This window comes from Sphaerisporangium sp. NPDC049002 (assembly GCF_040649355.1).
Taxonomy (GTDB): Bacteria; Actinomycetota; Actinomycetes; order Streptosporangiales; family Streptosporangiaceae; genus Sphaerisporangium.
This window is the reverse complement of record NZ_JBEZFH010000244.1, coordinates 1-10,231: the sequence shown is the minus strand read 5'-3', so window position 1 is coordinate 10,231 and position 10,231 is coordinate 1. Positions and strand designations below refer to the sequence as shown.

Annotated in this window: 6 protein-coding genes and 2 pseudogenes; 3 read left to right on the top strand and 5 right to left on the bottom strand. The window is 70.0% G+C overall.

The features are described 5' to 3' along the window. Window positions 1–122: 122 nt before the first annotated feature. From AB0B89_RS31625 to pgsA, 4 genes and pseudogenes are all read right to left on the bottom strand, one after another. Window positions 123–416 (bottom strand): annotated as a pseudogene (locus AB0B89_RS31625) (hypothetical protein); the annotation flags it as partial. Between the two features lie 8 nt (window positions 417–424). Then, entirely contained in the window at window positions 425–1,654 is a 1,230-nt protein-coding gene (locus AB0B89_RS31620; protein WP_358560102.1) for a glycosyltransferase family 4 protein, read from the bottom strand. A 7-nt stretch (window positions 1,655–1,661) separates the two neighbouring features. After that, complete coding sequence (locus AB0B89_RS31615) at window positions 1,662–2,564, bottom strand: phosphatidylinositol mannoside acyltransferase (protein ID WP_358560100.1); 903 nt, start codon at window positions 2,562–2,564, stop codon at window positions 1,662–1,664. 61 nt (window positions 2,565–2,625) lie between these two features. After that, on the bottom strand, window positions 2,626–3,225 hold the full coding sequence (gene pgsA / locus AB0B89_RS31610; RefSeq protein WP_358560104.1) for a phosphatidylinositol phosphate synthase: 600 nt from the start codon (window positions 3,223–3,225) through the stop codon (window positions 2,626–2,628). 302 nt (window positions 3,226–3,527) lie between these two features. On the opposite strand from pgsA, the gene AB0B89_RS31605 reads away from it, so the two are divergent. Further along, window positions 3,528–5,687 (top strand): elongation factor G-like protein EF-G2, encoded by a 2,160-nt coding sequence (locus AB0B89_RS31605; protein WP_358560098.1) that lies wholly within the window; start codon window positions 3,528–3,530, stop codon window positions 5,685–5,687. Between the two features lie 310 nt (window positions 5,688–5,997). Continuing rightward, window positions 5,998–7,581, top strand: coding sequence for a family 10 glycosylhydrolase (locus AB0B89_RS31600; RefSeq protein ID WP_358560097.1), 1,584 nt, complete (start codon window positions 5,998–6,000; stop codon window positions 7,579–7,581). Window positions 7,582–7,683: 102 nt separating this feature from the next. Here AB0B89_RS31600 and AB0B89_RS31595 read toward each other — a convergent pair whose 3' ends face one another. Next, window positions 7,684–9,099 carry a hypothetical protein gene (locus AB0B89_RS31595; RefSeq protein WP_358560096.1) on the bottom strand — a complete coding sequence of 472 codons (1,416 nt, stop codon included), beginning with the start codon at window positions 9,097–9,099 and terminating at the stop codon, window positions 7,684–7,686. 733 nt (window positions 9,100–9,832) lie between these two features. Between AB0B89_RS31595 and AB0B89_RS31590 the strand changes: the two are divergent. Continuing rightward, a pseudogene (locus AB0B89_RS31590) lies at window positions 9,833–10,231 on the top strand (hypothetical protein); the annotation flags it as partial.

Genomic DNA, 10,231 nt, shown 5'->3' with positions numbered 1-10,231 from the left:
CCTTCTGCGAGTGGGTAGGCTCCCGCGACAGCTCACCGGGCAACGTCGCGCCGCCGTGGTGGCGGTTGAGCAGGCCCTCGGCCTCCAGCGCGCGCCTCGGCCAGCCGCTCGCGGAAGCGCTCCTGGTCCATCACGGCGCGAAGAGCCCGCGACAGGTCGCTCTCGGCGTGCTCACGCTCCTCCGGCCCTGCCGTTCGCGCCTCGTGCGTCGCCGCGGCGAGCACCAGGCTGGTGGCCGGGTCGAGCACCCGGGAGGCGGCGAGCTCCATGCAGACGGCGGCCCGGCGTACGAGCGCGGCGTCCAGCGCGGCACGGGCGGTCTCCAGGCGGATGTGCAGGCGGTCGAGCCGCCCGGCCCTCCAGGAGATGTAGACGGCCGCGAGCACGACCGCCACTCCCACCACCAGGATGACCATCGTGGTGGTCACGAGGCCTCACCCCCGTGGGCCCGGACACCCTCGGGCACCCGGGCGGCATGGTCGGCGGGGCCGGCCGGGCGGGCGTCGGGCTCGCGCACCCGGCCCTGCTGCTCCTCCTCCACGCCCCCGGCCGCGGTCGCGGTGACCGTCTCGTACACCCGCACGACGTCGCGGGCCACGGTCGACCAGTCGTACTTGCGCACGGCCAGGCGGGCCTCTCCGGCCAGCTTGGCGCGGCAGGCCGGATCGTCGAGCAGTGCGGCGGCCTCGCGGGCGAGCGAGGCGGCGTCGCCGGTCGCGAAAAGCGCTCCCGCCTGCCCGTCTCCCAGCACCTTGCGGAACGCCGGGATGTCGCTGGCCAGCACGGTGGCGCCGGCGGCCATCGCCTCGGCGAGCACGATGCCGAAGCTCTCGCCATGGGTGTTCGGCGCGCAGAAGACGTCGACGGAGTGGTAGGCGCGGGCCTTGTCCTCCTCGCTGACCATGCCGAGGACGCCGATGCGGTCGCGCAGCCCTGCGGGGACCCTGGCGAGCACGTCGTCGGCGTCGCCGGGACCCGCGACGAGCAGCCGCAGGCCGGGACGCTCGGGCGCGAGCAGCGTGAACGCCTCCAGCAGTACCGGAAGGCCCTTGCGCGGCTCGTCCATGCGGCCGAGGAACCCGATCACTCCACCGTCGGGACCCCAGCCGGGCAGGGGCTCGGCCTCGGCGTACCGGCTCACCGTGACGCCGTTGGGGATCAGGACCGCGTCGCCCCCGAGGTGCTCCACCAGGGTCTTGCGCGCGGCGTCCGACACGGCGATGCGGCCGGTGATCTTCTCCAGCGCGGTGTGCAGCACGGGCGCGGAGACCGACATGGCGCGCGAGCGCTGGAAGGAGGCGTGGAAGGTGGCCACGATCGGGCCGCGGGCGGCCCAGCAGGCCAGCAGGCCCACCGAGGGGACGGCGGGCTCATGCACGTGGAGCACGTCGAAACGGCCCTCGCGCAGCCACTTGCGCACGCGGTTGGCCGAGAGGAAGCCGAACGCCAGGCGTGCCACCGAGCCGTTGTACGGCACGGGGATGGCGCGGCCCGCCGAGGTCACGTAGAACGGCAGCGGCGCGTCGTCGGACGCGGGCGCGAGCACCGACACGTGGTGGCCGTCGGCGATGAGCGCCTCCGCCAGGTCGCGGACATGCGCCATGACGCCGCCGGGGACGTCCCAGGTGTAGGGGCAGACCATGCCGACCCTCATGATGCGATCACCGTGGCTCCAGGTCGTCGAGCCAGAGCCGCTGCAGCATGTGCCAGTCCTCAGGGTGCCGGGAGATGCCCTCCTGGAAGACGCGCGCCATGCTCTGCGTCATGACCGCGACCTTCTCCTGACGGGTGCCCTCGGCGGGGACGGGGATCTCCTCGTGGATGTGCACGCCCCAGCCGTCGCCCTCGAACCACAGCGTGGCCGGGTGCAGCGCCGCGCCGGTCTGGAGCGCCAGAAGCGCGGGACCGGCGACCATGCGCGTCGTGCCATCAAAGAAGTCGACCTCGATGCCCTTCTCCGTCAGGTCGCGCTCGGCGGGCAGGCAGATCGGTCGGCCCGCACGCAGCCGCTGGGCCAGGGTGCCGAAGGCGTGGGCGGTGCCGCCTCCCTTGGCGGTGAGCGGCAGCACCTCCATGCCGAGGCTCTCGCGGAAGGCAACGAACCGCTCGTACAGCGACTCGGGCTTGAGCCGCTCCATGACCGTGGTGAAGGGGTAACCCTTGTGGATCAGCCAGGCGCCGGCGAGGTCCCAGTTGCCCATGTGGGGCAGGGCGAGCACGATGCCCCGGCCGGAGTCCACCGTGGAGAAGATCCTGTCCCCGTGGACGTCGTGCATACCGGTGAGGATGCGTTCCTTGCCGATCACCGGCAGGCGCAGCGCCTCCATCCAGTAGCGGAAGTAGGAGCGCATGCCGGCCCTGCTGAGGTCGCGGATCGAGGGGTCCGTGACATCCTTGCCCGTCACCCGGGCCAGGTTCGATTCGAGGCGCCGCACGAGCTTGCCGTGCCGCCACCACATGAGGTCGGCGATGAGGCGGAAGGCCCACGCTGCAAGCGGCTCGGGCAGCTTCGGCACGAGCACCCAGCCCAGGTGGTACGCCCAGGCGACGAGCCGATCAGTCAACGCGAGGTTCACCCCCAGAAGTCGGTAAGAAGACCTGTCCTAGAAGAAGAAGGCCATAAGTTCATGTTGTCACCGTCTGGCGGTAAACGTGGAGGATGCGCTGGCCGGCGGTGAAGGCGCTGGCCACCGCGAGGAGCCAGAGGCCCGCCGCGAGGATGTACGGCACGCCGAGCCCCCCGAGACCGGCGGCGACGAGCACGACCAGGAGCCGCTCGGACCGTTCCGCCAGCCCGACGTCGCAGGTCAGCCCCAGCCCCTCGGCACGCGCCTTGGCGTACGACACGACGGCCCCGGCGACCAGGCAGAACAGCGCGACGCCCGCGAGGACCGTCTCGCCGGTGGACATGAACCACAGGATCAGCCCTGAGAAGATCGCGGCGTCGCCGACCCGGTCGAGGGTGGAGTCGAGGAAGGCGCCCCAGGTGCTGCCGGTGCCGAGCATCCTGGCGAGGACGCCGTCGAGCAGGTCGGCGAGGACGAAGAACGTGATGACGACCGAGCCCAGGAACAGCTGGCCGCGCGGATAGAAGGCGAGCGCCCCCGCGGCGACGCCGAGCGTGCCGAGGAGGGTGATGACGTTCGGACTGACCCCCCGGCGGGCGAGCGCCCGGCCCAATGGGGTGAGCACACGGGTGACGGCGGGGCGCAGGAGCTTCAACATCGCGGTCCGATCGTAGGCCACGTGAGGCCCCTGGTTCGAACGAAGCGCTCGTGGTGAGCGACCAGGGGTGAATCGTGTGCGAGAGAACGGGGAATGGGGAAGGAGACAGACGACAGGGGTACGGCCGGCGAACACGCGAGCAAGTTCAGGCATCATTTCGCAAGCACTTTTGCCTGTTCCCTCTTGTGATCCGCGCCACAGAGGTAAAGGGTGAATGCACCGCGCTCTCTCGGGCGGCGGGCGCGGCGGCGGACGATGCGGCCGCGCGCGGCCGCATCTCACGGCGAGACGCGGGAGGCGACGTGCCGGAGAGAACCACGGGCGGAACATCAGGAGCCGCGGGCAGGGCACCCTCGGCCGACCGGCCGGATGCGGTGCGCAATGTCGCGCTGGTCGGCCATTCCGGATCAGGGAAGACGTCGCTCGTCGAGGCCCTTCTGTCCGCGACGGGCACCATCCAGCGCACGGGCCGGGTCGAGGACGGCAGCACGGTCAGCGACTTCGACGAGGTCGAGGTGCGCCAGCAGCGCTCGGTCAACCTGGCCGTCGCGCCGGTCTCGTACAACGGCATCAAGATCAATCTTCTCGACACCCCCGGGTACGCCGACTTCGTGGGCGACCTGCGGGCCGGGCTGCGGGCGGCCGACGCCGCCCTGTTCGTGGTCTCCGCGGCGGAGGGCGTCGACGGGCTGACGCGCATGCTCTGGGAGGAGTGCGCCTCGGTCGGGATGCCCCGGGCGGTCGTGATCACCAAGATCGACCACCAGCGCGCCGACTTCGACGACGTGGTGGCCACCTGCCAGGACATCTTCGGCGACGGCGTGGCCCCGCTCTACCTGCCCGTCGTGACCAACGGCCATGTGAACGGCCTGATCGGGCTGCTGTCGCAGAAGTTCTTCAACTACGCCACGGGCACCCGCACCGAGAACGCCCCGGGAGCCGCGTACCAGGAGCAGATCGAGACCTACCGGGGCTCGCTCATCGAGGGGATCATCCAGGAGAGCGAAGACGAGTCCCTCATGGACCGCTACCTGTCGGGCGAGGAGATCGACACCAAGGTGCTGATCGACGACCTCGAAAAGGCCGTGGCCCGGGGCGGCTTCTACCCCGTGCTCGCGACCTGCGCGACCCCCGGCTCCGGCGCGGTCGTCGGCATGCTGGAGCTGCTCGAAGTGATCACCGCGGGCTTCCCCTCGCCTATGGAGCACCCCCTGCCGGAGATCACCACGATCGACGGGCGGCCGGTGCCCGGCCTCGCGTGCGACCCGGACGGGCCGCTTGTCGCCGAGATCGTCAAGACCACCAGTGACCCGTACGTCGGGCGCATCAGCCTGGTGCGGGTCTTCTCCGGCACGCTGCGCCCCGACATGGTGGTGCACGTCTCCGGTCACGGCCTCGCCGAGCGCGGGCACGAGGACCACGACCTGGACGAGCGCATCGGCGCCCTGTCCTCGCCCCTCGGCAAGCTCCAGCGCACGACCACCAAGTGCGCCGCGGGCGACATCTGCGCGGTGGCCAAGCTCGGCAGGGCCGAGACCGGCGACACCCTCTCCGACAAGGACAACCCGCTGCTGGTGACGGCCTGGACGATGCCGGAGCCGCTGCTGCCGGTCGCCATCCGGGCCAGGTCGAAGGCCGACGAGGACAAGCTCTCGCAGGCCCTGGCGCGCCTGGTCGCCGAGGACCCCACCCTCCGGCTGGAGAACAACGCCGAGACCCGCCAGCTCGTGCTGTGGTGCATGGGCGAGGCCCACGCCGACGTGCTCCTGGACCACCTGGCCAAGCGCCACGGCGTCGAGGTCGAGCGGGTGGAGCTGAGGGTGCCGCTGCGCGAGAGCTTCGGCGGCAAGGCGCAGGGCATGGGCCGCAACGTCAAGCAGACCGGCGGGCACGGGCAGTACGCCATCTGCCACATCGAGATCGAGCCGCTGGAGTCGGGCGGGGGCTTCGAGTTCGTCGACAAGATCGTCGGTGGGGTGGTGCCGAGGCAGTTCATCCCCTCGGTCGAGAAGGGCGTGCGGGCGCAGATGGAGCGCGGCGTGCTGGCCGGCTACCCCGTCGTGGACATCCGGGTGACGCTGTACGACGGGAAGGCGCACTCGGTCGACTCCTCCGACATGGCGTTCCAGATCGCCGGGCAGCTCGCGCTGAAGGAGGCGGCGGCGAAGGTGCCCGCTCTGCTGCTCGAACCGGTGGACGAGGTCTCGGTGCTGATCGAGGACGAGCACGTCGGCGCGGTGATGTCGGACCTGTCCTCGCGAAGGGGACGCGTCCTCGGCACCGAGGCGGTCGGCACCGGCCGCACCCTGGTCAAGGCCGAGGTCCCCGAGTTGGAGATCACCCGGTACGCCATCGACCTGCGGTCCATGTCGCACGGAACGGGAACCTTCCAGCGGAGCTTCCTGCGGTACGAGCCGCTGCCCTCCCACCTGGCCGAGAAGCTCAGGTCGGCTTCGGAGTAGGCGGAGTCACGACGGGCCGCATCCATCCGGCCGGCACGCGAGGGGGCGCGCGCCGGCCGGATGGTAAGCCACTTGTCACCCGGGCACCCGTCCCGCTCGCCGCGTGCGCGCGCGACGCCGCGCGCGCCGTAGGTCTCCGGTGCCGCGACCCCAGGTGCCGCCCGGAACCGCCCGCTCCTGACCGGGTCCGCGAGCGGCCGCCGGCGAGGGCCACGGGAATCACGAGGACCCCATCGGTCACGATGGAATCACGATACGATTTCTTTTATTCGGCCTTACCATCTCTTTGCCGATGCCACACTGATGTCCCATGCGAAACGGACATCGGCCCCTGCTCGCCGCCGCGACCATCGCGGTGGTCACCACCGGCGTCGCCTACTTCTTCGGACCGGGCGCCGTTCCGGCGGACAGCGAGACCAAGCCCCCGGCGTCGGCGGCGGCCCGTCCCGCCACCGCGGAGGCGTGCGAGGTGAGCGCCAAGTACCCCAAGCGGCAGCTCCGGGGCGTGTGGATCGCCACCGTGCACAACGTCGACTGGCCGTCCAAGACGGGGCTCGACCCGGCCCGGCAGCAGGCGGAGTACGTCCGCATCCTCGACGACGCGGTCAGGCGCAACTTCAACGCGGTGTTCGTCCAGGTGCGCCCGGCCTCCGACGCGATCTACCGGTCCCCCTACGAGCCGTGGTCCCAGTGGCTCACCGGCACCGCAGGCGAGGATCCGGGCTGGGAGCCGCTGCCCTTCCTGATCGCCGAGGCGCACAAGCGGGGCCTTGAGTTCCACGCCTGGTTCAACCCCTACCGCGCGGCCGACAAGGACGACCTCACCCTGCTGCCCGCCGGCCACCCCGCCCGGCAGCACCCCGAGTGGGTCGTCAAGCACGAGGGCAAGCTGTACTACAACCCCGGCCTGCCCGAGGTGCGCGCCCACACCGTCAAGGTCATCACCGATGTCGTGCAGCGGTACGACGTCGACGGCGTGCACTTCGACGACTACTTCTACCCCTATCCAGGCAAGGGGACGAAGTTCGCCGACGCGCGCGCCTTTACAAAGTATGGCAAGGGCGCATCCCTGGCCGACTGGCGGCGCGGCAACGTCGACAAGCTGGTCGCGCAGGTCGGCAAGGCCGTCCACGCCGCGAAGCCGTACGTCAAGTTCGGCATCAGCCCGTTCGGCATCTGGCGCAACAAGTCGGACGACCCGTCGGGCTCGGACACCAAGGGCCTGTCGGCCTACGACGCGATCTACTCCGACGCCCGCGCGTGGATCAAGGCGGGCTCGGTCGACTACATCATGCCGCAGCTGTACTGGCCGCGCGGGTTCGCCGTCGCCGACTACGCCAAGCTCGTGCCGTGGTGGGCGAACGAGGTCAAAGGCACCGGCGTGCACCTGTACATCGGCCAGGCGCTCTACCGGGTCGGCACCAGGGACAACGCGGCCTGGACCAAGGTGGGCGAGCTGCCCGCCCACCTGACGCTCAACCGGAGGTATCCCGAGGTCCAGGGCGACGTCTACTTCAGCGCCGCCCAGGTCGGCAAGAACCCCCTCGGCGTGCTCGACAAGATCGTGAAGGACCACTATCCCCGCCCGGCGCTGCTCCCGCTGATGAAGGGGCGCGGCGGCGGTGCCCCGGCCGCGCCGGCGGCCCTGAGGAACTCCGGCGGGGCGCTGGTGTGGAAGGCCTCCCCCGGCGCGCGCTCCTACGCCGTCTACCGCGTGGCGGGCGCCAAGGCGGGCGACTGCGCGGTCACCGACGCCCGCAACCTCCTCGCCGTCGTCCCCGCGACCGGCGCGGCGGAGCAGTCCTACACCATCACCTCGAAGGGCACCTACCTGGTGAGCGCGCTCGACCGCCTCGGCAACGAGAGCGCCCCCACCACGGCCACGCTCCCCTGACCCCGGCACGACGCCGGCGTCATTGCTGAGCAAGCCGGATCCAAACGGTGGGATGCTCCCCCGCAGGGACATCCCACCGTCGCGTGGCGCACGATATTGGATTTACGTGGAAAGCCTTGGCGATGCCACAAGATTGTTCGCCGCGATGACCAGTGTCGCGCAGAGCAGAGGTATGGCGGGTAGCAGATATCGGCTGTCATAGGCTGTGACGAGTACCGGACTTATGACAAGCCCGATGGCACTGACCAGCGGTAAAACCACTTCCCCGCTGGAGCGCCGTGCCCATCCCATTGCACTGACGACAGTGGCGCCGGCGAACAGCGCGCCGAAGATCGGGCCCGGCATGAAGGAGAGCGACTGGTATGTTCTCATCACTTCCGCGGCCGGCTCACAGAACCGGGTGACCGTCTGCCCCCGCTCGTACGCCTGTAAGTCCTGACGGATGGTGGCGCCGGGAATCCTGATCTCATCGGGTGGAGGGCCGCCGCTGACGTTAGGAAAGGCGTATCGGTTAAAGCCGATCTGCGCGGTTTTCGGATCTGGGCCTCTACGCCAGTTCAGCGCCCGCTTGAGGTCTTCGACGACCAGCTGAAGATAGTCCGATGGCTGGCTCGAAATCGCACGCCTGGCCAGGTTGCCCGCCAGCCGGTCGATCCCAGGGTGAAAGAGGTCCCCGCGCGTGGTGACCGAGTGGCCAGGGACGTTCCTCAAAGGCGACCAGTCCGCCCAGATGAAGTGCGGCGAGCTCGGCCGTCGACCAACGGGCTGGGCAGGGCAGAGGACGGCTTCGTCCGCCGCCGGCCTGATCTTCTGGCAGTCCGCGAACGGCATGGTGCGGGCCCACAGCCATACTCCGCTCCCCCCGTTGATCGCGGGAGACCCGTGCCAGGATCCGTACCAGGCGGCGTAGCAACCGAGCGGGACCGCCGCGGCGACGACGGTCACGAGCAAGGTGCGCCATCCGGAGCGGTTGACGACAAGGTACCCGGCGAACACGGGAAGCAGCGCGACCCCTATCGAGCGGGTGAGAGCCGCCGCGGCGAGGAGCAGCCCCACCGACGCCGCACGCCGGAGCGAGACGCGGGGCGTCCACAGGGTAACGGTGACCGCGGTGACCACCAGGAATGAGAAGAGCGGATCGCTCAGAATCGTGTGTTCGAAAAAGATCTGGTATGCGTCGAGAAGGACGGGTGCCGAAGCGAGTACGGCCGACCACTTCCGCGGATTCCTCGTCCGGCGCAGGACGAGGGCGTAGACCATCACCCCCATCGCCAGCCCTGACAGGTGCTGGAGACCGACGACGACGGCGAAGCTGTGTAACGGTCGCATCGCCCACAGCAGGATCGGGTAACCACTTGGACGGACGGGATAGGGCCGCAGCCGCTCGGCGACACCTACATAGTCGAAGGCGTCCTCGAACCACACGACCGGGGAGTAGCCGACCATGGTCAGTACACGGAGCGCCAGGCCGAGAGCGAAAACGGCGGCGAATTGCCGATGCTGAAATAAGAGCCGCATCTACCGGGCGAGTCCTTCCGGGTCAGGCAAGACCGACCAGGGCTGACAGGCCCGCCGAAACGCCCATCGCTGAGGATCCATGCTGAAAGCCTGTCGGAGGACGCTGCGGCCCACTTCCACCAGCAGGGCCGACCCACGTCGTCAAAGCCCCGGCAGGTCAATGGAAAGCCAATGACAAAGGGTAATATCCGGGGCGGGCGCCACCACATTACTAGACATTGCCGATCTTCGTGTAACCCGTTTATCCCAACCATCCGGTCACGCCATGTGGTAACGATTCGACGTCAGCTCATGTAAGCGCAGATGAGCAGTGACGTCCCTCCTTCCCCGAATCCGGATATCACAGATCGACAACAGGCACGTACGATCACCGAAAGCCGGGATCCGCGCAATTCAGGTCAACCGCACTCTGTCCTATTTCCGGATTTCGGGCGGGCCTTAGTCGGGCGCGGGTGATGCCTCAGCACTGGCGGCTCGCCCCGGCCCTCGTCGACGCGCGGCGACGCCCCCGCCGGCGGTCGCCGCCGGTGAGGAGACCAGCCCGGCGGCCGGGTGTCCCACCGGGGCGGGCCGCCTCCTCGGGCCTGGCAGGGAAGGGCAGAGGCGGGGCCGTGACGCGCGGTCGCTCTGTTCGGGCGGTGTTCGTCACGATTTCCTGGACCGGGCGGCCGGATTTCCCGTACGGTTCCAAGGATTTGCCGGTGGATGGTTCGTGGGAGGTCAGAGGTCAGTGGTGAGGCGGGCGCTCGGCGCGTTGGCCGTGATCATTTTGGGGCTGCTCATGAGCCCCGCCGCCGCGCGGGCGGACGCTCCGGGACGTGTGGCGCTGATCGGCGTGCCCGGGCTCCACTGGCACGACGTGGACGCCGCCGCCACCCCGAACCTCTGGCGGCTCGCGGGCCAGAGCGCCATCGGCTCGCTGTCGGTCCGCACGGTGGGCAGGACGACCTGCCCCTACGACGGGTGGCTCACCGTCTCCGCCGGGGTGCGGTCCTCCGTCGGCTCCCGCTGCGGCCCCCCGCCCGCCGTGGAACGGCAAGGCGCCGGGGCGGTCGTCCCCGGATTCGACTGGCTGTGGACGGTTCGCGACGCCACGTACGCGGGCACGCTCGGCGCGGCGGCGCACGCCGCC